Origin of the sequence: Streptococcus sp. CCH8-C6 (genome assembly GCF_001557225.1) — a bacterium.
In the GTDB taxonomy this organism is placed as follows: Bacteria; Bacillota; Bacilli; order Lactobacillales; family Streptococcaceae; genus Streptococcus; species Streptococcus sanguinis_C.
The window spans coordinates 1-22840 of the sequence record NZ_LSJN01000033.1 but is presented as its reverse complement, the minus strand read 5'-3'; the positions used below and the strand labels follow the sequence as shown (position 1 = coordinate 22840).

24 protein-coding genes and 1 pseudogene are annotated in these 22840 nt (G+C 41.2%); 20 read left to right on the top strand and 5 right to left on the bottom strand.

The window, feature by feature from the left end:
- The first annotated feature begins 60 nt into the window (after positions 1-60).
- Genes AX677_RS03850 through AX677_RS03845 form a run of 3 tightly spaced genes read left to right on the top strand, consistent with a single transcriptional unit; the run spans position 61 to position 869 of the window.
- Positions 61-264 carry a helix-turn-helix transcriptional regulator gene (locus AX677_RS03850; RefSeq protein ID WP_002896748.1) on the top strand — a complete coding sequence of 68 codons (204 nt, stop codon included), beginning with the start codon at positions 61-63 and terminating at the stop codon, positions 262-264.
- Positions 261-425, top strand: a complete 165-nt coding sequence (locus AX677_RS09025; protein WP_082730221.1) for a hypothetical protein — start codon at positions 261-263, stop codon at positions 423-425. Before AX677_RS03850 ends, AX677_RS09025 begins: the two co-directional genes overlap by 4 nt.
- 9 nt (positions 426-434) lie before the next feature.
- Positions 435-869, top strand: a complete 435-nt coding sequence (locus AX677_RS03845) for a hypothetical protein (protein WP_060976227.1) — start codon at positions 435-437, stop codon at positions 867-869.
- Positions 870-923: 54 nt separating this feature from the next.
- On the opposite strand, the gene AX677_RS03840 is transcribed toward AX677_RS03845, so the two are convergent.
- Both AX677_RS03840 and pepA read right to left on the bottom strand, forming a co-directional pair.
- Positions 924-2408, bottom strand: a complete 1485-nt coding sequence (locus AX677_RS03840) for a DUF1846 domain-containing protein (protein ID WP_060976226.1) — start codon at positions 2406-2408, stop codon at positions 924-926.
- A 119-nt stretch (positions 2409-2527) separates the two neighbouring features.
- Positions 2528-3592 (bottom strand): glutamyl aminopeptidase, encoded by a 1065-nt coding sequence (pepA, locus tag AX677_RS03835; protein ID WP_060976225.1) that lies wholly within the window; start codon positions 3590-3592, stop codon positions 2528-2530.
- Between the two features lie 170 nt (positions 3593-3762).
- Here pepA and AX677_RS03830 point away from each other — a divergent pair, with 170 nt between their 5' ends.
- Genes AX677_RS03830 through ytpR form a run of 3 tightly spaced genes read left to right on the top strand, consistent with a single transcriptional unit; the run spans position 3763 to position 5005 of the window.
- Positions 3763-4050, top strand: coding sequence for a DUF4651 domain-containing protein (locus AX677_RS03830; RefSeq protein WP_002903480.1), 288 nt, complete (start codon positions 3763-3765; stop codon positions 4048-4050).
- Positions 4047-4382 carry a thioredoxin family protein gene (locus tag AX677_RS03825; protein WP_060976224.1) on the top strand — a complete coding sequence of 112 codons (336 nt, stop codon included), beginning with the start codon at positions 4047-4049 and terminating at the stop codon, positions 4380-4382. Before AX677_RS03830 ends, AX677_RS03825 begins: the two co-directional genes overlap by 4 nt.
- Positions 4379-5005 (top strand): YtpR family tRNA-binding protein, encoded by a 627-nt coding sequence (gene ytpR / locus AX677_RS03820; RefSeq protein WP_060976223.1) that lies wholly within the window; start codon positions 4379-4381, stop codon positions 5003-5005. Before AX677_RS03825 ends, ytpR begins: the two co-directional genes overlap by 4 nt.
- Before the next feature lie 497 nt (positions 5006-5502).
- Here ytpR and AX677_RS03815 read toward each other — a convergent pair whose 3' ends face one another.
- Positions 5503-6090: a hypothetical protein gene (locus AX677_RS03815; protein WP_060976222.1), complete on the bottom strand. Its 588-nt coding sequence runs from the start codon at positions 6088-6090 to the stop codon at positions 5503-5505.
- Between the two features lie 128 nt (positions 6091-6218).
- Between AX677_RS03815 and AX677_RS03810 the strand changes: the two genes are divergently transcribed.
- The 14 genes from AX677_RS03810 (at position 6219) to AX677_RS03745 (ending at position 20938) form a co-directional block, all read left to right on the top strand.
- The gene (locus AX677_RS03810) at positions 6219-6614 is read left to right on the top strand and encodes a single-stranded DNA-binding protein (protein ID WP_002896737.1); all 396 of its coding nucleotides are present in this window, start codon (positions 6219-6221) and stop codon (positions 6612-6614) included.
- A 280-nt stretch (positions 6615-6894) separates the two neighbouring features.
- Positions 6895-7881, top strand: coding sequence for a substrate-binding domain-containing protein (locus AX677_RS03805; RefSeq protein WP_060976221.1), 987 nt, complete (start codon positions 6895-6897; stop codon positions 7879-7881).
- The gene (locus AX677_RS03800) at positions 7881-9194 is read left to right on the top strand and encodes a sensor histidine kinase (RefSeq protein WP_060976220.1); all 1314 of its coding nucleotides are present in this window, start codon (positions 7881-7883) and stop codon (positions 9192-9194) included. Before AX677_RS03805 ends, AX677_RS03800 begins: the two co-directional genes overlap by 1 nt.
- The gene (locus AX677_RS03795; RefSeq protein ID WP_002896732.1) at positions 9187-9870 is read left to right on the top strand and encodes a response regulator transcription factor; all 684 of its coding nucleotides are present in this window, start codon (positions 9187-9189) and stop codon (positions 9868-9870) included. Before AX677_RS03800 ends, AX677_RS03795 begins: the two co-directional genes overlap by 8 nt.
- The gene (locus AX677_RS03790; protein WP_060976219.1) at positions 9867-11150 is read left to right on the top strand and encodes an ABC transporter substrate-binding protein; all 1284 of its coding nucleotides are present in this window, start codon (positions 9867-9869) and stop codon (positions 11148-11150) included. The genes AX677_RS03795 and AX677_RS03790 overlap by 4 nt, the downstream gene beginning before the upstream one ends.
- Positions 11151-11369: 219 nt before the next feature.
- Entirely contained in the window at positions 11370-11807 is a 438-nt protein-coding gene (locus tag AX677_RS03785) for a PTS sugar transporter subunit IIA (RefSeq protein WP_002919851.1), read from the top strand.
- Between the two features lie 43 nt (positions 11808-11850).
- A complete protein-coding gene (locus tag AX677_RS03780; protein WP_002896729.1) occupies positions 11851-12345 on the top strand; it encodes a PTS sugar transporter subunit IIB in 495 nt (164 codons plus the stop codon).
- A gap of 27 nt (positions 12346-12372) precedes the next feature.
- A complete protein-coding gene (locus tag AX677_RS03775; protein ID WP_002896728.1) occupies positions 12373-13218 on the top strand; it encodes a PTS sugar transporter subunit IIC in 846 nt (281 codons plus the stop codon).
- Positions 13202-14056, top strand: a complete 855-nt coding sequence (locus AX677_RS03770; protein WP_002896727.1) for a PTS system mannose/fructose/sorbose family transporter subunit IID — start codon at positions 13202-13204, stop codon at positions 14054-14056. The genes AX677_RS03775 and AX677_RS03770 overlap by 17 nt, the downstream gene beginning before the upstream one ends.
- 94 nt (positions 14057-14150) lie before the next feature.
- On the top strand, positions 14151-14441 hold the full coding sequence (locus tag AX677_RS03765) for a hypothetical protein (protein WP_060976218.1): 291 nt from the start codon (positions 14151-14153) through the stop codon (positions 14439-14441).
- 208 nt (positions 14442-14649) lie between these two features.
- A complete protein-coding gene (groES, locus tag AX677_RS03760; RefSeq protein WP_060976217.1) occupies positions 14650-14931 on the top strand; it encodes a co-chaperone GroES in 282 nt (93 codons plus the stop codon).
- A 23-nt stretch (positions 14932-14954) separates the two neighbouring features.
- The gene (gene groL, locus AX677_RS03755) at positions 14955-16577 is read left to right on the top strand and encodes a chaperonin GroEL (protein ID WP_002903466.1); all 1623 of its coding nucleotides are present in this window, start codon (positions 14955-14957) and stop codon (positions 16575-16577) included.
- A gap of 454 nt (positions 16578-17031) precedes the next feature.
- Positions 17032-18771: a Cna B-type domain-containing protein gene (locus tag AX677_RS03750; RefSeq protein ID WP_060976216.1), complete on the top strand. Its 1740-nt coding sequence runs from the start codon at positions 17032-17034 to the stop codon at positions 18769-18771.
- A 658-nt stretch (positions 18772-19429) separates the two neighbouring features.
- Positions 19430-20938, top strand: a complete 1509-nt coding sequence (locus AX677_RS03745; protein ID WP_060976215.1) for a PIN-like domain-containing protein — start codon at positions 19430-19432, stop codon at positions 20936-20938.
- 358 nt (positions 20939-21296) lie between these two features.
- On the opposite strand, the gene AX677_RS03740 is transcribed toward AX677_RS03745, so the two are convergent.
- Together AX677_RS03740 and AX677_RS03735 are read right to left on the bottom strand one after the other, a co-directional pair.
- Positions 21297-22442, bottom strand: coding sequence for a low temperature requirement protein A (locus tag AX677_RS03740; RefSeq protein WP_021152654.1), 1146 nt, complete (start codon positions 22440-22442; stop codon positions 21297-21299).
- A gap of 214 nt (positions 22443-22656) precedes the next feature.
- Positions 22657-22840 (bottom strand): annotated as a pseudogene (locus AX677_RS03735) (hypothetical protein); the annotation flags it as partial.

The following is a 22840-nucleotide window of genomic DNA, read 5'->3' as shown; positions in this document are numbered from 1 at the left end:
AGGAGACTATACTATGTCTAAAAAGTAAAGTTTGTTTTACATTATAGAAAGGAGGCAGCCTTGGAAAATCGAATTCAAGAATTACGAAAAAGAAAAAAGCTCAGCCAGGAGGAGCTGGCTGAGAAGCTAGAGGTTACGAGACAAACGATTATTTCTTTGGAAAAGGGCCGCTACAATGCCTCGCTGCTTTTGGCTCATAAAATTGCATCCTTTTTCAATTTAAGGATTGAAGAAGTGTTTCTCTTTGAGGAGGATGAATCATGAAATGGACTTATTTGTGTAAATGGATATTGGCTATTTTGGTGGTGGTTGGCTTATCTTATCTGCATTTGCAAGCCAATTTTATCCCTAAGGAGATCCTGCCTTTTGTGGGAGTTATCTTGATTGTGGTGATTTTGAAAATTTTTCAAGCGTATGAAAAATAGGAGGCTGACATGGAAACATTAACTAAACAAGAATTTCGAAAAAAACTTCAAAGGAAAGTTATCGTGGGGCGTATCTTAATCTTAATCATCTTGGTAGGACTGGCCTGGAGCCACTTTCATTCTCTGGATGATCAGCAGGAAGGAGTCATGGTTGGCATCCTGCTAGGGCTTTCTTTGATGACCATTCGGTATAATCTGGTCCTAAGACGGGAGGAAAATTTTGAGAAGCTCTACATTCAGGTGACTGATGAGCGCAATCGTATGATTGACGAAAAGACTCGCACTTTGCTTTTTAATATCCTTTTGCTGCTGGCAGCCTGCTTGAGTGTCCTGTCCATGATTTTCCCAATCATCTTAAGTCTCAATCAGTTTCTGACCTTGACCATTATCCTGGTTTTGGGACTTTACTATCTCTTGCGTTTTCTCTTGTCTAAGCGTTATTAACAAAAAAAGCTGGCAGAGCCAGCTTCCTCAACAAGATTTTAACAGAGCTTGTTTTTATTTTCTATAGAGTCGATCATACTGGTAAACGGGGTCCATGGTTACATGGATGCCCAACTTACGCAGGACGTTTTTGTCTTCATCAGTCAGAGTGACAGTGGAGTGGGCCTCGCTGCCCTTGAGATTGCCGAGTTGTTGCATGGCATTTGCCGCATCTTGATTTTCCATGGCTGTGATTGCCAGAGCTATTAAGATTTCGTTTGAGTGGAGGCGCGGATTACGGCTACCCAGATGATTGATTTTCAAGCCTTGGATTGGCTTGACATACTCAGGCTCGATCAGCTTGGTCTCTTTGGCAATATTGGCTAATTTCTTAATGGCATTAATCAATACAGCAGCCGTAGGGCCAAAGAGTTCAGAGGTTTTACCAGTTACGATTTCACCGTTTGGCAATTCCAAGGCCAGAGCTGGCTCGCCAGTGCTTTCAGCTTTATCGCGCGCAACAACTGTTACTTTACGGTCCAGCGGTGTGATGCCCAAGTCGTTCATCAAAAGTTCGATTTTCTTGACAGCAGATTCAGGAACGCGCTCTGCCTTGAAGTCCAGAATCGTCTGGTAGTAGCGACGGATGATTTCCTGTTGGGATGCCTCGATAGCTGCATCATTGTCTACAATGGCAAAGCCGACCATGTTGACGCCCATATCCGTTGGAGAAGCATAAGGTGATTTTCCAAGGATGCGCTCCAGCATACGTTTGAGGACTGGGAAAATTTCAATATCACGATTGTAGTTGACTGTAGTCTTGCCATAAGTTTGCAGGTGGAAAGGATCAATCATGTTGACATCGTCCAGGTCTGCCGTCGCTGCCTCATAAGCTAAATTGACCGGATGGTGTAGGGGCAGATTCCAAACGGGGAAGGTTTCAAACTTGGCGTAGCCTGATTTGATGCCATTGATTTGGTCATGATACATGTTGGACAAGCAAGTAGCTAATTTACCAGAACCAGGACCAGGTGCGGTCACTACGACTAGATTACGGCTGGTTTTGATGTAGTCGTTTTTCCCCATACCTTCAGGTGAGATGATATGGTCCATGTCGGTCGGATAGCCCTTGATTGGGTAGTGGATATAGGAGGCAATGCCATTCTTTTCCAGCTGGCTGCGGAAGAGATCAGCTGCCGGCTGACCGGAATACTGGGTGATGACCACTGAGCCTACATAAATATCCAGCTCGTTAAAGGTATCGATTAGTCGTAGAACTTCCTGGTCGTAGGAAATGCCCAAATCACCACGCGCCTTAGAGTGCTCAATGTTGTTGGCATTGATAGCAATGACAATCTCTACTTGGTCCTTGAGCTCTTTGAGCAGTCTGATTTTATTGTCCGGCTCATAGCCTGGCAAGACGCGGGCAGCATGGAAGTCTTCCAGCATTTTACCGCCGAATTCCATGTAAAGTTTGCCCTCAAATTGATTAATGCGCTCCAAGATATGGTCGCGCTGCAGGTTTAAGTATTTCTCAGAATCAAAAGCAATTTTTTTCATGTATATTTTCACCTCTGCTAAGCATTATAACAAAATTTTCTTCAAATTGGAAAGTTGAAAGGGGAAGTGTCAGATAAAAGAGATAGCAGCCCGAATGAAGAACGGGCTGCCTTTTAAAATTAGTAGTTGGTAATCGTGTTCACCGTTGAGCGATCCAGCTTTTTGACCAACGCTTGCAAGAAGGCTTGGGCTTGTAGGAAATCGTCCATAGCATAGAGAGTTTGGTGGGAATGAATGTAGCGGGCACAGACACCAATGGTAGTAGACGGCACGCCACCGCTTTGGAGATGGGCAGCACCAGCATCCGTTCCGCCCTTGCCGCAGTAATATTGATACTTGATGCCTGCTTCCTCAGCAGTTGTCAAGAGGAAGTCTTTCATAGCTGGCAGCATGAGATGACCAGGGTCAAAGAAGCGAATCAGCGTTCCGTCGCCGATGGCTCCTTGACCGCCATAGATGTCGCCCGCTGGGGAGCAGTCCACAGCCAGAAAGGCCTCAGGGGCAAATTTTGTCGTTGAAGCATGGGCACCACGCAGGCCAACCTCTTCTTGAACATTGGCGCCGACATAGAGTTGGCTGCCTAGTGGTTGACCAGACAAGGCTTGAGCTAATTCGCTGACCATAAGGACGCCGTAGCGATTATCCCAGGCTTTGGAGATGATATTTTTACCGTTAGCGGTGAGAATAGCAGAGCTGTCTGGCACAATAGTGTCTCCTGGACGGATGCCGTAGCTTTCGGCTTCCGCCTTATTCGTAAAGCCACCGTCAAAGACAATATCAGCAATCTGTGGCATAACTGGTCCGCCAGATCCGCGCGTTAGATGAGGAGGGACAGAGCCTGAGATAAGAGGGATTTCCCGACCTTCACGGGTAAAGAGTTTGAAGCGCTGACTGCTAACGACCAGCGGATTCCAGCCGCCGATTTCCACTACGCGGAAGGTCCCGTCAGTTTTGATCTCGCTGACCATAAAGCCAACCTCGTCCATGTGGGCCGCTACCAATACACGGGGAGCATTTTCAGCTTCTGCATGGCGTACCCCAAAGATACCGCCCAGGCCATCGGTGACAACCTCATCGACATGGGGAGTGATTTTTTCTCGTAGGTAGCTGCGAACAGGTACCTCGTGACCCGAAATAGCAGAAAGCTCTGTTACTTCCTTGATTTTTGAAAATAATGTTGTCATAAACTTACCTTCTTTCTGCCCCCTATTTTATCACTTTTTACGGTAAATGAGTAGAGAAATCTTGTGGCTTGTATGAATCAAGAGGACTGCCCATTCAAGAATCCAGCTTCTCCCAGGAAAATCTGGAATATTGTTTGTCGCCTCTGCTCTTTTGTGTTAAAATATTCTACATGAAAGCTAAAAAAATCATTTTAACCACAACCGCCCTTTTGGGGGCTGGAGCGCTGGCTTTTGGGGCAGCCAAAGTCGTACAGGAGCAGAAACGACTGCGTAATCGGGAGGAAATCGTCGAGCTTGTGCGAGATTTCTTTTCCAGTCAGGGTACTATTTCCTGCCTTTATGTCAAGCTCTACGAGTCCACAGATGACCGCTTGGTTGGAGGTCTGGTCTTAGAGGACGACCGTCATTTTGCTTTTGTCTATGAAAATGGTCAGCTAAGCTACGAGGAAGAAGCATGATTTTTCCTGTAAATATAGAGGAATTGGCTTCTTATGTCAATGATGGGGAGAAGACTGTCTTCTTTTTCACGGCTGACTGGTGCGGAGATTGCCGATTTATCAAACCTTTTCTGCCAGAGATAGAAGGGGAAAATCCTGACTATCGCTTTATCCAAGTGGACCGTGATGCCTATTTGGATCTGGCCAAAGAGTGGGACATTTACGGGATTCCCAGCTTAGTAGTGCTGGAAAAGGGACAGGAAATTGGCCGTCTGGTCAATCGTGACCGCAAGACCAAGGGCCAAATCAATGAATTTTTAGCGAGTATAAGAGAAAAAGGGAGCGTAAAATGATTTTTACCTATAATAAAGAGTATGTCGGCGACGTGCTGATGATTATTGCTGCGGACAATCAAGGAGCTAAACTGGCAGCTGAGCGCAAGGGACGGGTAGCGCGTGTTTACCGTGAAGACAATGGCCAGACAGTTGCTTGGAATATTTTTGAGCAGTCTGACCTTTTTGAAATTGCAGAGCGCGGACAGGTCTTTTTGACAGATGAGCAAGTGGCTATTCTCAATCAGGAGCTGAGCAAGGAAGGCTTCCCAGCGGACTTGGTCAATGACAGCCAGCCAAAGTTTGTGGTTGGAGAAATCGTTGATATGGTAGCTCATCCAGATAGTGACCACCTGAATATCTGCCAAGTGCAGGTAGCTGCTGATAAGACTGTTCAAATCGTGGCTGGTGCTCCCAATGCTAAGGTTGGCCTCAAAACAATTGTAGCTCTGCCAGGTGCCATGATGCCTAAAGGGAATTTGATTTTCCCAGGAGAACTTCGAGGCGAAAAGAGTTTTGGCATGATGTGCAGCCCACGAGAACTTCAGTTGCCTAATGCACCTCAAAAACGTGGCATCATTGAATTAGCCGATAGCGAATTAGTTGGGACTGCCTTTGACCCAGCCAAACATTGGCAGGGATAAGGGAGAGGATTTAACATTCTAAAAAGCTCAGAAATAGGCGAGGTATCCTATAACAGCCGAAATATAAAATAGAGCGAAACGACTATACAAGTCGTTTCACTCTATTTTTGTTGCAATAAATTTAGCGTTATAAATCTATCTCATGCTAATGGTAGAGAAAATAAATGATTAACAGATGAAAAATCAATCTAACACAATGATGAGAATAATGAATTTGTTTCTTACTCATTTTTCTGTCATAGAAAAAACTTACCGAGGTCAAAATTAAAAGTATAGATATTAAAGTTTTCAGTAAAAAATTGAAGAAAAATAGATTCAGAAGAGTTAGGAAAAATAAAAATAAACTTACGATTAATGAGATTTTGGAGCTGCCAATCTTCTTTTTATAAGCAAAATAGGTTGAAAATAATAAAAGAATGGAATAAATAAAAGCTATATAGTTCATTAGATATCCTCCGTAATCTAAAGTGATTTGTCTTACCAATCACCACATTGTCTCAAAAGAAGACGCTGTCGCTATTGCTTTGCGAGTCGATTGTCGACTGAGGAGTGGCTGTGGGAATTTGGCTCGGAGTGCTGTATTTGTATTGGTAGATAAGGCTGTTTAGGCTGTGGTCTTCCAATGCTTTGAGGCGCTTTCTCTTGAAAACAATGCCGATGAGTTGGCTGTCAGGATAGGCATAAATCTTGTGGCGGGGATGGTTAAAGGCTGCAAAGTCATGGAGGCCATCCTCCATCCAAAGACTAATCTCGGATTCTTCACTGTCTCGGCTGTAGCGAGCATGACTAATCTGCTGCATGGGAATGCAGTAGGTGGCTGCTGATAAGAGTCCGCTATAACGGTAGGTCACATAGTCGTGGTCAAAGGAGAGGATAGTCGCATGAATGGTTAGTCTGCGAATAGCAAAGATAAGGAGCAGTAAGAAGAAAGCAGCAACCAGCAGACTAAGGACAAAGAAACTAGTGTCTTTGTAGGGGTTGGAGCTAGTTAGGTAGTCTACGGCAGCCCAGACAGAAAAACCTCCGAACCACAGAGAGATTAAGATAAAAAGAATATTTTTCACAGGCGAATGTTTAATGGTCATCGGAGCCTCCGTCGTACAAATCTAGTAGAAAAGGGGCAGAAACTGCAACTTTCTTTTTTATCTTTACTATACCACATTTTTTTCACTTTTTGCCTCCTATTACGAATGATAAGTTAGGAGGATATAAAATGTATAATAAAGTAATTGTAATCGGCCGGCTGACGGCTACGCCTGAACTGCACAAGACTGCGAATGAAAAATCTGTGGCTCGTGCAACGGTCGCAGTTAATCGTCGTTATAAATCTCAGAGCGGTGAGCGTGAGGCGGATTTTGTAAATGTGGTTGTCTGGGGGCGTCTAGCTGAGACTTTAGCCAGTTATGCAAGTAAGGGCAGCTTGATTTCTCTGGATGGTGAGCTACGGACTCGTCGCTATGAGAAGGAGGGGGCGACTCATTATGTGACAGAAGTGCTCTGTCATAGCTTCCAGCTGCTGGAAAGTCGGGCCCAGCGCGCTCTGCGTGAAAATAATAGCGGAGCTGATTTGGCAGATTTAGTGTTGGAAGAAGAGGAACTTCCCTTTTAAGCAAGAAGCAAAGACTGGGAAATGACCTTGCTCTAAAATTTCATCATTCAGTTTTGCAGGATGCAAGATCTGTGTGAGTGAAAGTCTCTTTCTATCAAGATTTTAAAAGTTTAATTATGATCATCAAGGTGGGACCAAGAATCAAAAATCATGGATTTTTTAGATTCTGTCTCGCCTCTTTTATTATAGTCATTTCTGGAAAGATTTTGCTTTTTGCCGGCTTTGTAATATAATAATCCTATATGTTTCATAAAGGCGCTTGCGGCATAGGGGGTAAAAAATGGTATCAGCTAAGATCAAAAAAAGGATACAGCATTATCAGAAGAAGGCTCTCTGGCCGCTTTTTATTCTGCTTATCTCGGGTTTGCTTTTTGTTTATTTCAAGGGCGTTTTGCCAGATGAGAGGCAGGTCAAGATTGGGGTGACTTACATGACCATGAACAATGACTTTTACAAAACCTTAAATGCGGAGCTGGAGAAGAAAACCAATCAGCAGGGCAGCAGGCTCTACGTTCGGGATCCTGAGCTGGATGAGGGCAAGCAGAGCCAGCAGATTGACTTTTTTGTCCGAGAAAAGGTTGATGTCATTGTCATCAATCCGGTGAAAAGCAATAGTCCAAGTATCATTTCCTCTCTTCAAAAGGCCAAGAAAGCTGGGATTAAAATTATCGTAGTGGATGCGCCTATCAGTCAGGATGTAAAAGTGGATACGACCATTGTGTCTGATAACTACCAAGCAGGCGTCCTGATTGCCCAGGACATGATGAAGCGTCGGCCTTCTGCCAATATTCTCCTTCTAGAGCATCGCAATGCCGTCTCTGCTATGGACCGGATTCAGGGATTTATTGATACGATTGAAAAACAGCCTAGCTACAAGATTATTTCCCAGAAAGAAACACTAGGCCAGACTGAGGAAACCATGCCACAGGTCAAAGGGGCTCTAGACGAAGGTTTGGACTTTAATGTAGTTATGGCGCTCAATGATCGAGCAGCCATCGGAGCCTTGGCTGCTATTAAAAATCAAGGTCTTGATAAGAAAATCTCAATCTATGGTGTGGATGGATCACCAGATATCAAAAACTTTCTGGCTACGACTAGCGACATAGAGGGGACCGTGGCCCAATCGCCCATTCAGATGGGACGCAAGGTAGCGCAGGTAATTGAGCTGATGCAAGAGGGGAAATCCTACGACAGCCAATACCTGATTCCAGTTCACTTAGTCAACAGGGATAATATCAGTCAATACACAGTTACAGGGTGGCAATAATGAGACCTCAAAAAAGTATATTTTACAGCAAAATAGCCTTGATGGTCATCAATCTGGTTGCCATTGTCTATAATGCGTCCATCTATCTCTTTGCGACCAACTATGTAGCTGCTAAGGGCTTCAGTCATTCGCTTTTGGAGCGTTTGGATGCTATTCCGGGCTCTCCCAGCTTGATTTTCTGGGTATCAATTAGCCTCTATGCCTGTCTGCTTTTGGTCATGTACTACCGGGAGCGCCACCCCAATCAGCTGTCCGTCTATGACAAGGCGACTATTATTGAAATCCTGCTCATGCTGGTCATCTTTTCCGTCTTGCACTCGTCCTACAATGGCTTGATTCTCTTGGTGTTTGCGGATATTTTCTATGGCTCTAAGGAGTTCAATTCTTCCAAGGACAAGAAGTACTGGTTTTCTTTCATTATTTTGAGCTTTGGCATGCTGCTCTTGTCCAACTATGACCTCATGTCGCTCTTTATCAAGTTGCCTTCGCTGGATACCTATATTCGGTTTTACCCAGAGTCCGTCCGGTTGTTGCTGCTTTTTGGCAAGAACTTTCTCTACTCCCTCAATATCGTTGTCTTTATGATTTCCTTGCTCTTCTACATCTTGTCGGCTATTACAGAGCGTCATCGGATTGAGGAAGAGCTGCGCATGGCTTCTCAGGCCAATCGCGAGTTGAACTCTTATCTGGCCTTGTCCGAAAAAATAGCAGAAGATCGAGAGCGAAAGCGGATTGCCAGAGAAATTCATGATACATTGGGCCATGCCCTAACGGGAATTTCAGCGGGTATTGATGCGGTCAAGGTCTTGGTTGATATTGATACCAATCGGGCTAAGGAGCAGCTCAATAATGTCTCTGTCGTCGTTCGAGATGGTATCCGTGATGTCCGCGGCTCGCTCAATAAGATGCGGCCGGGAGCTCTGGAAAATAACACTTTGAAGGAAGCTCTGATTAAGATTATCCGTGAGTATGAAGCCATCTCCAATTTGGAGATTCATCTCCGCTACGAATGGGATAATATTGACCTGGATATTGCAAAGGAAGACATTGTGTTTCGGGTGATTCAGGAGTCTATTACAAACTCTGTCCGCCACGGTCATGCCAAGACTATCTGGATTGAGCTGCTGGAGGAAGAGTCCTATGTAATGACCATTCAGGATGATGGTATTGGCTTTGATGAACTCCACTATGGCTATGGCCTCAAGCAGATGCAGGAGCGTCTAATGATTATTGGCGGAAGCGTCCGATTTGAAAATCGGGACGGTTTCTACACGCATATCGAAATCCCAAAAATAGGAGGAAGACATGATTAAGGTTTTAATAGCAGACGATCAGGCCTTGATTCGCGAGTCTCTGCAAATCATCCTGTCAGCCCACGCAGATATTGAGGTGGTCGGGACGGTCGGAGACGGCAAGGAAGTGCTGGAAAAGCTTCATCGGGTACGCCCAGATGTGATTCTGATGGATATTCGCATGCCAGTCATGGACGGTGTTCTCTGTACTAAGGCTGTCAAAGAGCAGTATCCGGATGTTAAGATTATCATTCTGACGACCTTTGATGACGATGAATTTATCTTCTCCGCTCTCAAATACGGTGCGTCTGGTTACATTCTCAAAGGGGTTTCGACAGAAGAACTTCACGAAGCCATTCAGACAGTCTATCGGGGCGGAGCTATGATCAATCCTAATATTGCCACCAAGGTCTTCAAAATCTTTTCACAGATGGCCCAGTCCAATTTTGCTATTACAGTGACGGAGGAAAATATAGAGGACATGAGCCGGACGGAGTGGAAGATTATTCAGCAGATTGGCTTCGGGATTTCGAATAAAGAAATTGCTGCCAAGCTCTTTCTATCAGAAGGGACAGTCCGAAATTACCTGTCAGGTATCTTAGCCAAGCTCAACTTGCGCGACCGAACCCAGCTGGCTATCTGGGCTGTGCAGACTGGAGTCACCCAGAGAGATTTTAGTAAGGAAAGCGACAAATGAAGTGGAGACTGAGACATTTGGCCCTGCTGGTTGTCCTGATCATATCTGTTGCTTTGGCTTTTGTCTTTTGGGCTTCAGCTCAGGAAAAAGTCCTGCGTATTGGTGTCTATGCTGGTTCTAGCTGGGATGTGCCTAATAGCCGCGAAAACAAGGTCTTGGACAGCCTGATTAAAAAATTTGAAAAGACGCATCCTCATGTCAAGGTCGTCTATGAAAGCGGTATTCCCAAGGATGATTACGCTGACTGGCTGGCAGAGCAAGTCTTGAAAGGCGAACAGCCGGATCTCTTTATGGTACCGGAAAACGACTTTAGCATGTTGGCTTCGACTGGCGCGCTTAAATCCTTGGATACCCTCCTAACGGATGATGAACGAAAGGCTTTTTATCCGGTGGCTTATGAAGCCGGGCAATATCAGGGAGTCAGCTATGCTCTTCCAGTTGAGAGCAATCCCATCATGATGTGTGTCAATAAAGACCTGCTTGAAAAAGAAGGAATTAGCATTCCTGAGTCAGGTTGGACCCTGGCGGATTTCTATGAGATTTGCAAGAAAGTAACCAAAGATACCAATGGCGATGGTGTGGTGGATCAGTACGGTATTACAGATTACACTTGGCAGCAGGCTCTGGTAGCTTATGGCGGCCATCTTATCGATAAATCCGGTATCAATGTAGACAGCTCAGAGATGCACCAAGCCTTGGCTTTTATGAGCAAGCTAGACATGCTCAGCCAGCATTATAAGGTGACTTCTAATGATTTTGATGAGGGACGGGTGGCCTTCTATCCTATGAGTTTAGCCCAGTATCGGACCTACAAGCCTTACCCTTACCATGTTGCCAAGTATTCTAGCTTTTCTTGGACCTGTATCCCGATGCCGACAGCCAATAGCCAGGTGATGGGAACGCAGGTTAAGACCTCGCTCTTTGCCATGTCTTTCAATACCAAGCAAGAGAAGCTGGCTTGGGAATTTATGCTTTTGCTGTCACAGGACAAAGAAAATCAGCAGGCCTTGTTTGAAAAGTCGCAGGGGACCTCAGTTTTACCATCTGTAGTGAAAAGTCAACAGGCTAGAGAAATCTTACAAGCTGATGATTTTGGCTTGGATTCCTTGACTTCTGAGAGGCTAGATCACATGATGAATCGCTCTATCATTGACATCAGTCTGGAAGTGGACCGTCATACGATGGACCGGATGGACTATCTGATTCAAAATGCTATGCAGAATCAAGAGATTGACAGTGCCTTGCCGAGCATTCAAAGAGAAATAGAAAGCGGAAAATAATCTGCTTTCTTTTTTATTGCTAATTAAGCCAGAAAAAGCACAGCTGACTAGACCAATATGACAAATGTCATATTTTTCCTAACAAATGTCATCTGGGCAAAGTGACATTTGACAGTATGAAACCGGTTCCATATTCTGTACAATAAAATCATCAATAAATCCTTCGTCATCTAAAGCCTGACTTGGCTAAGAAATTGAAGGATAAAGGAGGCAGGAAAGATGAAATACCTTGTACTGGTCAGCCATGGGGGACTGGCTGCAGGCGTGCAGAGTTCCTTGAAGATGTTTGCCGGAGACAAGACGGATCAGGTGATTGCGGTCGGTCTTCAGGAGGGCAAGTCAGTTGATGATTTTGCAGTTGATTTTACTCAGGCCTTGTCTGGCTTAAGCGCTGATGACAGTGTCTTAGTTCTGGCTGATATTGTAGGAGGCAGTCCTCTGACGACAGCAGCTAGCGTCTTAGCTGACATGGGTAAGCTCGACTCAGCAGTTATCTTGGGAGGTTTGAACTTGACCATGGGACTGACTGGCTTGGTTATGAAAGACATCTTAGACGGAAAAGAGCTGGCTCAGGCTATCCTTTCCGAGGCCACAGCTGCTTTGCAGGAATTTGAAGTCGTAAGCGATGCAGCTGACGAAGATGAAGACGACATTTAGTGCTTCCGCTATACATTATAAAAGATAAAAGGAGATTTTAAAGATGACAGTATCATTTGTACGGATTGACGACCGCATGATCCACGGTCAAACAGTCACTCGCTGGGCTAAGGAATACCCTTGTGATGGCCTGATTGCAGTTAATAATGCTGCGGCAGGAAACAAGGTTTTGATTCAGGCCTACAAGGGAGCTTCTGACAAGAAGACTTTTGTTTGGACCAAGGAAGCCTTCAAGGAAAAATCAGGCAAGGTCACAGAGTCAGACAGTCGCTATTTCCTCATTACAAAAAATCCCGTGGACATGAAGGAAATCCTAGTAGATCAAGGTTTTGTACCTGGGGATGTTAAGGAAATCATCGTCGGTCCTGCTAATGACCGTCCGGGAGCTGTTAAGCTGGGCAACAACCAGTCCATAACTCAGGAAGAGGCAGAAGCGATTGAAGCGATTGAAAAAGCTGGCTACAAAGTCAAATTCCAGCTCTTGCCAGATGTTTCCATCGGTTACTGGAGCGATTTCAAGTCTAAATTTGGTTTTTAATTACAATAATGAAAAGGAGAGTCTATTATGACAATTTCTTGGCTGCAAGCCGCTTTACTGGGTCTTTTTGCTAGTTTAGCTTCTATGCCTGGTATGGGTGGTTCTAGTATTGGTAACTACACTCTGGGACGTCCACTGGTCGGAGGTTTGATTAGCGGGTTGATTCTTGGAGATTTAAAAACAGGGATTATGGTTGGGGTAGCCCTTCAGGTCCTCTATATCGCTCTGGTAACACCAGGTGGTACAGTTTCCGCTGACGTGCGGGCAATCTCTTACATTGGGATTCCTCTCGCAATCTTGTTTGTTCATTCTAAAGGAATCACCTCTGAATCTGCTATCGCTGCAGCAGCTGCACCAATCGGAGCAGCAGTTGGTACTATCGGTACAGTCCTCTTCTATGGAACAGCCACTACAAACTTGCTTTGGCAGCACATTGGCTGGAAAGCTGTTGAAAAAGGCGAATTCAAAAAGCTTTACGCTGTTGACTGGGTCTATCCTTGGATTTCCCACTTTGTCTTTTCTTTCCTTCCAACCATGATCATCACGAAGTTTGGTCCGAATATGGTTGAACTGATGAAGACTCACCTGCCAATGGATGGCTTCATCATGAAATCGCTCTTTACAGTCGGAGCTCTTCTCCCATGTGTCGGTATTGCCATTCTTTTGAAACAAATCGTTACCAAGGCTGCTGACTTTATCCCATTCTTTGTGGGCTTCACCTTGGCTAAGTCACTTGGTCTTAATTTGGTTGCAAGTGCAGTTGTTTCATTGATTTTTGCAGTAATTTACTATGAATTGGAAGTAATCAAATCAGCTCGAGTAACTGCGCCAGCTGGTGGGGCTGACTTTGATGACGATGAGGAGGATATCTAAGATGGCTGAAAGAAAGAAAATAACTAAAAAGACTTTAGCGAAATCATTCCACCATTGGTACTATGGTCATTTGACTTGCTTCTCTCAAGAGCACATGCAGACTTTCGGCTACTTGACCTCTATGCTGCCAATCGTGGAAGAACTCTACAAAGACAAAGCAGAGCAGAAAGAAGCTATGCAGACCTATACAGCTTTCTTCAACACAGAACCTCAGCTCGGAGCTTTGGTAGTGGGGATTACAGCTGGTTTGGAAGAAGCGCGTGCCAATGGTGACGCTGTTGATGGCGAAACTATCAATGGTATGCGTGCCGGTCTCATGGGACCTATCGCGGGTATCGGTGACTCTTTGGTAGTTGGAACCTTGATTCCAGTTCTGCTGGGGATTGCCCTTGGACTCTCGAAAGGTGGAAATCCTATCGGCGCTCTCTTCTACATCCTTGTCTGGAATGTTCTCATCTATGGCGGTATGCGCTTTGCCTACTTCAAAGGCTATGAATTAGGGGACAAGGCGGTAGAATTCCTTGTAGGACCTAAAGGACAGGCGCTTCGTAAGGCAATCAGTGTCATTGGTGGTATGGTTATCGGGGCAGTTGCTGCAACTTGGGTATCTGTAACGACTTCATTAGAGTTGAAAAATGCTGATGGCGAAGCCTTCCTGAAGCTGCAAGAAAAGATTGACGGTGTTTATCCAGGTCTCTTAACAGCTGGCTTTATCACCCTTTGCTGGTGGCTGATGGCCAAGAAAAAAGTATCACCAAACCTCGTTATGCTCCTCTTGGTTGTCATTGCTTTGATTGGTGTAGCGCTTGGCATCTTTGACCCTCAACTGAAATACTAATTCTCACTCAATTTTAGGCTGGCAGTAAGTCCGATTTGCTGCTAGTCTAATACAAATTTGCTTAGGCAGAATAAAAGAAAGAACGGAGAAAATCATGACAGAACAAGAATTGATTCAAGGCTATGAAACAGAAATTCACTACCAGAAGCATATGATTGAAAATCTAGGACGCTGGTTCAGTCTCTTCTTTGCCATTGCCAGCATCGGTCTTGTTCTGATTTATCTCTTTCATGAGACCAATCTCCTAGCGCTGATTGCGGGAATCGTCCTAGCTCTACTAGGAATCTTAGCCATGCTTTTGTTTGGCTATGGTATCTATAGAGGACTCCTAAATCTGCAAAAAGTGATTGATGATTTTGAAGCAAAACTAAAACTTGCAAGATAGACATTCCCCCTAAAGACAAGTCTGAGAGGATTTTAGCTCGGACTTGTTTTTTTCTTCGACTTCAGGAGGCAGTGAAGAAAAAAATAAAATTTTTCTTTTATCTAGTCGGTTTTTTTCTTGACTATTTCTGACCAAGTGATAAAATAATAACTATAGATTAGCACTCGATAGTTTAGAGTGCTAAAAATTCAATCTTTGGAGGAAAACTATGTTAAAACCATTAGGAGACCGTGTGGTCTTAAAAGTAGAAGAAAAAGAGCAGAAAGTTGGCGGATTTGTCATTGCAGGCAACGGCCAAGCAGCGACTAAGACAGCTGAAGTTGTCGCAGTCGGTCAAGGTATTCGTACTTTGAACGGTGAGCTGGTAGCCCTGAGTGTCAAGGAAGGGGACAAGGTTCTCGTAGAAAATCACGTAGGCGTGGAAGTCAAGGACGGAGATGAAACTTATCTCTTAGTCAGTGAAGCCAATATTCTAGCAGTTGTCGAGTAAGATTAGAAGAGAGGAATAATAAAATGGCAAAAGATATTAAATTTTCAGCAGATGCAAGAAGCAGTATGGTTCGTGGAGTTGACATCTTAGCAAATACTGTCAAGGTGACTTTGGGTCCTAAAGGCCGCAATGTCGTTTTGGAAAAATCCTTTGGCTCACCCCTTATCACCAATGACGGTGTAACCATTGCCAAGGAAATCGAACTGGAAGACCATTTTGAAAACATGGGCGCTAAGCTGGTGTCAGAAGTTGCTTCAAAGACTAACGATATCGCTGGTGACGGAACAACAACAGCAACTGTTTTAACACAGGCTATCGTTCGCGAGGGAATTAAGAATGTTACAGCTGGTGCTAATCCAATCGGCATCCGCCGCGGGATTGAAGCAGCCGTTGCGACAGCTGTTGAAGCCCTGAAATCTAACTCAGTGCCAGTTTCTAACAAGGAAGCTATTGCTCAGGTTGCTGCCGTTTCTTCTCGCAGCGAGAAAGTCGGCGAGTACATCTCTGAAGCTATGGAAAAAGTTGGAAATGACGGCGTTATTACTATCGAAGAGTCCAAAGGGATGGAAACGGAACTGGATGTAGTTGAGGGAATGCAGTTTGACCGCGGCTACTTGTCTCAGTACATGGTAACCGACAATGAAAAAATGGTAGCTGAACTGGACAATCCTTACATCTTGATTACTGACAAGAAAATTTCTAATATTCAAGAGATTCTGCCATTATTGGAAAACATCTTGAAAACCAATCGTCCGCTCTTGATTGTCGCAGATGATGTGGACGGAGAAGCTCTGCCAACGCTGGTTCTTAACAAGATTCGCGGGACCTTTAATGTCGTAGCTGTTAAGGCACCAGGCTTTGGTGATCGTCGTAAGGCTATGTTGGAAGACATCGCTATCTTGACAGGCGGTACAGTGATTACAGATGACCTTGGTTTAGAGCTCAAGGACGCTACGATTGAAGCGCTTGGACAAGCTTCTAAAGTCACTGTTGATAAGGACAGCACTGTGATTGTGGAAGGTTCTGGCAATCCAGAAGCTATTTCTAACCGTGTGGCAGTCATTAAGTCACAGATTGAAAGCAGCACTTCTGAGTTTGACCGTGAAAAACTGCAAGAACGTCTGGCTAAATTGTCCGGTGGTGTAGCTGTGATTAAGGTTGGAGCTGCAACCGAAACAGAACTCAAAGAAATGAAACTCCGTATCGAAGATGCCCTTAATGCAACTCGTGCAGCGGTAGAAGAAGGAATCGTCTCAGGTGGTGGTACGGCCTATATCAATGTACTGGACGCTGTCGCAGGTCTTGAGTTGGCAGGGGATGAAGGTACTGGACGTAACATCGTTCTTCGCGCCTTGGAAGAGCCTGTTCGTCAAATCGCTCTGAATGCAGGCTTTGAAGGTTCAATCGTCATTGACCGTCTGAAAAACTCTGAAGTTGGTACAGGCTTTAATGCCGCGACTGGCGAATGGGTTAACATGATTGAGGCAGGAATCATTGACCCAGTTAAGGTGACTCGTTCAGCCTTGCAAAATGCCGCTTCTGTTGCCAGCCTTATCTTGACAACCGAAGCAGTAGTGGCTAATCAACCAGAACCAGCAAGCCCAGCTCCAGCTATGGATCCAGGCATGATGGGCGGTATGATGTAGGAAATAACGGGATTATATATTTCTATAAATTAGATATAATCTTTATCTTATATTTATTAATTAGAAAACTGAGCAGATTTGTTCAGTTTTTTTGATTATATTACTATATATGGAAGTGCTTGAAAATTTTGTTTTAAGCAAGTATATATTTATATATATGTTCATATCCTTGAGAAGTGTTTAGATTGGTTCATTTGTTTGGTTGTCAAATATTACGTTTTTGTTTCAAAAAATACAAAGAAATAACAGCTGCAAGTGTTTCCAAGTCTTAAATGACAAGGTTTTTGGGAAAAATCTAGGTTTACAGATTGTAGCTTTTTTATCAACTAGTAAAGTATAATAGTTGACTTATAGTCAAGCGTATGATAGTCTAATATATGTAGTATAGTGGAAATGTAAATAAATTTTAATATTTTTTACATAATCTATAAAAAGTGACTATGGAGTGACAAAAATGAAAAAAATGACGCAGATATTTGCAAGTTTATTATCACTCGTTTTCTTGTGTACAGGTTCCATTTTTACAGGTGCTAAAGAAGCGAAAGCAGCAACAGTAGATGACGTCTTTACGTCAGTTAATGTTTATAATGAAAAAGGAGAAGCACTTACTGAAGGATTGGCTCTTTGGGAGAGATTCCAAATAGATGCGAACTTTGCTTTTAATTATGGGAAAGTTCAGCCAGGAGATACAACGAGTATTTCTCTTCCCGCGCAATTCATTTTAGAAGATGTTGATTTTGAAGTGAAGGATAAAGATGGCAATTTGGTTGCAACTGCAGCGGTTAATAGCAATTCCAAGGAACTAACTTTGACCTATACAGATTATGTGTTAACAAAGTCTAGGATTGAAGGGAAAGTTCATCTTATTGCTCGTGTAGATCATACTGTTGCCAAAGATAAGAACTCTATACCTTTTTACCTTACTATTGGAAAAAATGTAATTATTGAGTTCGGAAAGATTGATTTCAAAGGTGTTCCTGGCCAGCCAGAAAAGCCTCATACCTTTATAAAATCTGGCTGGGATAATGCGGATGATATCAAGTCTATCACCTATTGCTTGAACATCAACCAAGATGGTCAGGAATTACAGAATGTACAAATTGCTGACACTCTTGGATTTGAAGGTGGAGAAATTGATATGAATCGCTTTGAAATCATAAAGAGTCGTTGGATTGTAGACCCATCTGATAATTCTTTTCATCTCGCTAAAGAACGTGAAGATGTGACTGCTCAATATAAAGTTGAACTATCTGAAGATAAACGTTCATTCAAGCTAAACTTGGGTAATATCTCAGCAGATGAAGGTTTTTCTATCCGCTATCGAGTGAAATTTCCTGCTGCCCCGCTAAATGGAACACAATTTCCTAATGATGCTGTTTTAAAGGCGGATAATATAGAGGATCAAAAATCTTCTGCAGTCGTTCGTTATCAACATGCAAATGGATTGGCGAATGGAGATGTATATGGGGTTCAAGTAACTAAGAAGGATGAAAATGGAAAACCTTTAGAAGGTGCTGAGTTTACGCTCTATGATGCAGACGGTGTGACAGTTGTTCAGACAGCTACGAGTGATTCTAATGGCGTGGCTTCTTTCAGTAATCTGATTAAAGAACATTATGTCATTAAAGAGACTAAAGCTCCAGCAGGTTATCAACTATCTGATGAAGCTATTCAAGTCAATGCTGCTCAGCTTGACACTTATGGATCTGGTGTCATTTACAAAGACTTCACTAACCGTCAAGCTTTGATTACTGCTTCAGGTACCAAAACTTGGGTTGATGATAACAATAAAGCTGGTAAGCGTCCTGATAAGATTACTGTTCACCTCTTTGCCAATGGTACTGAAGTTGCTTCTAAAGAAGTTCGTCCAAATGAAAAGGGTGAATGGAAATATGAATTTACTGATTTACCTGCTAGTAGTGCGGATGGAACCGATATCGTATATTCTGTAACTGAAGATAGTGTTTATGATTATACAACTACTGTAGATGGCATGAATATTATTAATACAATCATTCCAAGCAAACCTCAAGCACCAGGTTCAAGTAGTAGTTCAAGCAGTAGTTCTAGTAGTACTGTAGTCAAGAAGGCTCTTCCTAAAACAGGTGAGAATGCTAGCTGGATCATGATTGCTGCTGGAGTAGCTCTAGTAGGCTTGGTAGGCTTCATTGTCTTCCGTGCTAAGAAGAAATAAATTTCATCTCTGTTCCCTTAAGGGACAGAGATTTTTTACTCCAAACTCGGATTAGCTGTAGCCATTTTTTAGAAAGCAAGAAAATGCTTTATTTACAATCAGTCACTATCTTGTAGCCTTTTGTTAATCAAGACTGTGATGTTCCGTAATATAGTTGTTTTAAAATAAAAAGCAACTAAGATGTTTCCTAGAACAAATTAGTTGCTCAGAACTACGGGGAAGACCGCTTTGATGTGCAAGCGTGAGGTACATCAAAACTTGATATATATAATCTTTCTTAATTCCTAAACCAAAAAAATTATAAGACATCCTTAGGAATATGCTCGGTGTGTAACCATCTTTATCAGGTTTTCGTCAAACATATTTTGCTTCAGTCTTCTCTCGTAGTTTTTGCCATGCAATGCCCCCTCCTTTCTTGTGCCTAAAGGAAGGGGATTTTTTGTTGAAAATCTACTTTGAATTTAAGGAGATGATTGAGTTGAAAAAAGCGAAATTAAATATATATTATAATGTGCTGTTGAGTACTAATATAAGGTATAATAAAGTAAAGGAATAATCAAAATAATTACAGTGAGAACACTACTTATAATGATAAATTTTAGTGACACTACTTTTATTGGATGTATTCAAAAATCATTTAGAAGTTTAAGAGGGATGAATGATGAGTAAAAATCTTTTAACAAATATATTAAACGATAAAATTGATGAGGATGATATAATCTATATTTTAGATACAAATTTTTTACTAAATTCTTTAAAGTCTCCAAATTATTCAAAAAAATATATTAATGCTTTAAAGAAGAATGCGAATAATATATTTTTACCTTTTATTGTATGGATAGAATTTTTACATAATTTCCAAAGGGTCATTTTTCGGACAGAAACTTTTTTAAAGCAAACAAAAGCAATGCTAACGGAACTAGATGATAATCATAGTATATGCCTTGACGATAAAGATATTGAGGACAAGATAGATAGTATTTTTAAGAAAAAAATTTTAAACAGTGACAATAGTCTAGGTAAAGAGTTATTACAAGATGAAAAAGATAAAATCTTATCCAATTTAAAGAAGAATAAACAATTTGTTAGTAGTCTAGAATTGATAAATAGGTTTTTAGATGAAAACATTGATGAATGGAAAAAATCACAACATGAAAATTTTAAGGTTTTTGACAATTATATCCCTCAAATAAAAGAACATCTACAAATCATAAATAATATGATAGAAAGCAATCAAATTATAGTTGGAGACGAATATAGCGAGGAAAAGTTAAAAGAATATACTGAAAAAATAGAAATAAGGATAAAAGAAAAACAATTTCCTGGGATATCCGATGAAGATTTATCAAAAGGAAATAGAATTTGGAACGGAAAAATAATTCCAGCTAATTATGGGGATATATTTTTATGGCTGGAAACCTTGGACTATGCAAAAATATCAGATAAAAATTATTTTATTATTGTAAGTGATGATAAAAAGAAGGGAGATTGGATAGATAAAACTCTTAATAATTCATTTTATCCTCAAATGATATTAGAATTTATTAATTATACTGGAAAAGCAACTATTAGACATCTATCAAATTCTGATTTTGTTTCAAAATTTGACAGTGGGGAAGTATCGAGAGAAGATATAACACGCGACTTACTAGACTCAGAAAGTGGTAATAAGATATTTAGTAAAATAGATGATTTTTCTAGTTTTATAGCTAATATAGAAGATATAAAAAAGTATAATTTGAATCCTGAAATAATAAATGATATAAATTCAGAATATAACAGTAGTGCGATAGAAATTGAAAAAAAGGTAACAGATTTATTAAAAAAATTATTAGTTGATGACTATGATGTATATACAAATCTAAAACCAAATTTTGATTATGTAATGGATATTCTTGCTGTTAGTAAAAATCCAAATCGAAAAGATATTATATTTGAAATTAGCATTTTGAAGTACATTGACAAGTTAAAACTTAATAAAAAGTTACAAATCTTAAATAATTATGCTGAAAAGTATTTTAGAGATACTGGAAAAGTTGCAACTAAATGTCTAATAGTAGTTTCGAATGATATTGATGAAGAATTTAAATATAATTTTAAAAAATCAATTAATGAAGATAATATCAAGATTATGTTTTTGAATAACTCAATTTTTGAAGTGTTTTAACCAAAAGAGAATTCCTTAGTCTGGAATCCTCTTTTGGTTTTTTTAGATGCCCCCTGCATGGATTTGTAAGAACTTTTCATATTGAAAATAAACAAAAATGTTGAAATATAGCTGATTTTAGGGAAATACTTTTAGGTGTTTTCAATGTCAGGATTTAAAAATGGGGCAAAAGTGGGGCAAAAACGAATGACTCGTATTTTGTTTGAAAACCTATAATACCTAATGATTATGCTATTCTAGATATATAGTTTTGTTATAAATAAATGTCAGTGCGAGATCAAATTGGAGGATAAAATGGAAAAACAAATTAATGAAAAAAAAGCCTTGGTTCCCAAAGCTTTTTTATGTTATAAACTCATTAAAAGAACCCCCAGTTAGATTTGGAATATTTTTTATTCTGTGTCACATAAAAATAAATAAAATGAATGGCTATAGCTAGAGCGAAGATGGTTGCAATACTCAGCACTATTGTAGGATTCGAAGCGAAAACCAAAGAGAGAATCAAGGCAGCCAGATAGAGTGTCGCTTGAGCACAGTAGTAACTTCTCGAATAGCGAAGATAGTTTTTGTTATAGGGCCCATTTGCTAGGACAGCAGCTTGGAAGAGGCCAATTCCGATATAAAAGAAGCTGATTGCAACGAGAAGATTAGCCTCAGGATTCAGAAGAAAACCCATCGAAACTGTCATCAACATAAGCCCAATGAAAATAGGATAGTGACTATAAATTATAAATAATCCCTTTTGATTGGATCCTTCGTCAATAGCATGGTCAAATTCACCAAAATAAAACAAGAACAGAGAAAGCATGATAACGAAATTAAGAACCGAATATATCGAGAAATTCTCAACTGTAAAGAAGTTAACTAGCCCAATAACCATCTCTCCAAACGTAATAATGACAAGAAGGGAGACGCGCTCGATTAAATGGGGAAGATTTACTTGGAAATGCTCATCTTTAGTAATCAAGAAAATTGGCACAATAAATGTTAGCAGAATACTAGCAATAAAGATATAGACTCCAACGTAAATAGGAAAAAGAGCTGCCAGATAGACTCCTAAGCTTTGTAGACCTGTCAACCATAGAAAACCTTTGATACTTTCCCGATCAGCACTATCGGTTGATCCTCTAAAAAACTGAACCAAATATTGAAAAAATAAGGTAAGGGTTAATGTGCCAACAGCCCAACAGGTATGATAGTACCATTGTTGCCAATTGTATCCAATCATATTGGATATAAAGAGCATAAGTCCCATGTTGATAAACATGATTACCATGTTAAATAACGAGTTTGTTCCATAGCGATTGGTATAAATGGTTTGAATCATCCAGGAATTGATGATAACCATGACAGAGATGAAGAAATCAAGTAAAGAGTCCCAAGCCAAAACACCGTTATGAATAGGGTGAATTAAAGCAGTTGCTTTTGAAATTGCAAAAACAAACACTAGGTCATAAAATAGTTCTGAAAATTCTACACGTTTATGCTTAATAAGAGTTGCCATCTTAAGACCTTTCTATTCTAGAAGTACAATTTATTATAACAGAAAATGGTAATGAGAGAAAAGGAGATGCTTAAATAACTTCATGTGACGCGAATTGTCAAAACCTTGGAGCACATTTACCTCATGTACCAACTCACAGGCAGAGTGTTTGATGATTGATAATGAAGAATAAGATTTTACAATAGAAAAGCGAGGATATCCTCGCTTTTTTTATTTAATCTAATAGCTCCTTATTTTCAATTAAGAGCTCTAGTGGAGATTTATCTCTTGCTTCAATAAAACCAGGTTCATATTGGGTATGAAGTGTTCTTTTCTGAGAAGTTGGATCAATATACAACTCTTTTCCATCTTCTGTGTATAGTTGGTTGCCTCTTGTTAGGTAAAGTAAATCCTCTAAG

What these genes read in the sequence shown, in the direction of transcription:
- AX677_RS03825 (WP_060976224.1), top strand. Translation starts at nt 4,047, where the DNA reads ATGATTTTTCCTGTAAATATAGAGGAATTGGCTTCTTATGTCAATGAT.
- AX677_RS03750 (WP_060976216.1), top strand. Translation starts at nt 17,032, where the DNA reads ATGAAAAAAATGACGCAGATATTTGCAAGTTTATTATCACTCGTTTTC.
- AX677_RS03745 (WP_060976215.1), top strand. Translation starts at nt 19,430, where the DNA reads ATGATGAGTAAAAATCTTTTAACAAATATATTAAACGATAAAATTGAT.
- AX677_RS03785 (WP_002919851.1), top strand. Translation starts at nt 11,370, where the DNA reads ATGAAATACCTTGTACTGGTCAGCCATGGGGGACTGGCTGCAGGCGTG.
- AX677_RS03815 (WP_060976222.1), bottom strand. Translation starts at nt 6,090, where the DNA reads ATGACCATTAAACATTCGCCTGTGAAAAATATTCTTTTTATCTTAATC.
- AX677_RS03800 (WP_060976220.1), top strand. Translation starts at nt 7,881, where the DNA reads ATGAGACCTCAAAAAAGTATATTTTACAGCAAAATAGCCTTGATGGTC.
- AX677_RS03790 (WP_060976219.1), top strand. Translation starts at nt 9,867, where the DNA reads ATGAAGTGGAGACTGAGACATTTGGCCCTGCTGGTTGTCCTGATCATA.
- AX677_RS03840 (WP_060976226.1), bottom strand. Translation starts at nt 2,408, where the DNA reads ATGAAAAAAATTGCTTTTGATTCTGAGAAATACTTAAACCTGCAGCGC.
- AX677_RS03795 (WP_002896732.1), top strand. Translation starts at nt 9,187, where the DNA reads ATGATTAAGGTTTTAATAGCAGACGATCAGGCCTTGATTCGCGAGTCT.
- pepA (WP_060976225.1), bottom strand. Translation starts at nt 3,592, where the DNA reads ATGACAACATTATTTTCAAAAATCAAGGAAGTAACAGAGCTTTCTGCT.
- AX677_RS03775 (WP_002896728.1), top strand. Translation starts at nt 12,373, where the DNA reads ATGACAATTTCTTGGCTGCAAGCCGCTTTACTGGGTCTTTTTGCTAGT.
- groL (WP_002903466.1), top strand. Translation starts at nt 14,955, where the DNA reads ATGGCAAAAGATATTAAATTTTCAGCAGATGCAAGAAGCAGTATGGTT.
- AX677_RS03830 (WP_002903480.1), top strand. Translation starts at nt 3,763, where the DNA reads ATGAAAGCTAAAAAAATCATTTTAACCACAACCGCCCTTTTGGGGGCT.
- ytpR (WP_060976223.1), top strand. Translation starts at nt 4,379, where the DNA reads ATGATTTTTACCTATAATAAAGAGTATGTCGGCGACGTGCTGATGATT.
- AX677_RS03780 (WP_002896729.1), top strand. Translation starts at nt 11,851, where the DNA reads ATGACAGTATCATTTGTACGGATTGACGACCGCATGATCCACGGTCAA.
- AX677_RS09025 (WP_082730221.1), top strand. Translation starts at nt 261, where the DNA reads ATGAAATGGACTTATTTGTGTAAATGGATATTGGCTATTTTGGTGGTG.
- groES (WP_060976217.1), top strand. Translation starts at nt 14,650, where the DNA reads ATGTTAAAACCATTAGGAGACCGTGTGGTCTTAAAAGTAGAAGAAAAA.
- AX677_RS03770 (WP_002896727.1), top strand. Translation starts at nt 13,202, where the DNA reads ATGAGGAGGATATCTAAGATGGCTGAAAGAAAGAAAATAACTAAAAAG.
- AX677_RS03845 (WP_060976227.1), top strand. Translation starts at nt 435, where the DNA reads ATGGAAACATTAACTAAACAAGAATTTCGAAAAAAACTTCAAAGGAAA.
- AX677_RS03765 (WP_060976218.1), top strand. Translation starts at nt 14,151, where the DNA reads ATGACAGAACAAGAATTGATTCAAGGCTATGAAACAGAAATTCACTAC.
- AX677_RS03740 (WP_021152654.1), bottom strand. Translation starts at nt 22,442, where the DNA reads ATGGCAACTCTTATTAAGCATAAACGTGTAGAATTTTCAGAACTATTT.
- AX677_RS03805 (WP_060976221.1), top strand. Translation starts at nt 6,895, where the DNA reads ATGGTATCAGCTAAGATCAAAAAAAGGATACAGCATTATCAGAAGAAG.
- AX677_RS03810 (WP_002896737.1), top strand. Translation starts at nt 6,219, where the DNA reads ATGTATAATAAAGTAATTGTAATCGGCCGGCTGACGGCTACGCCTGAA.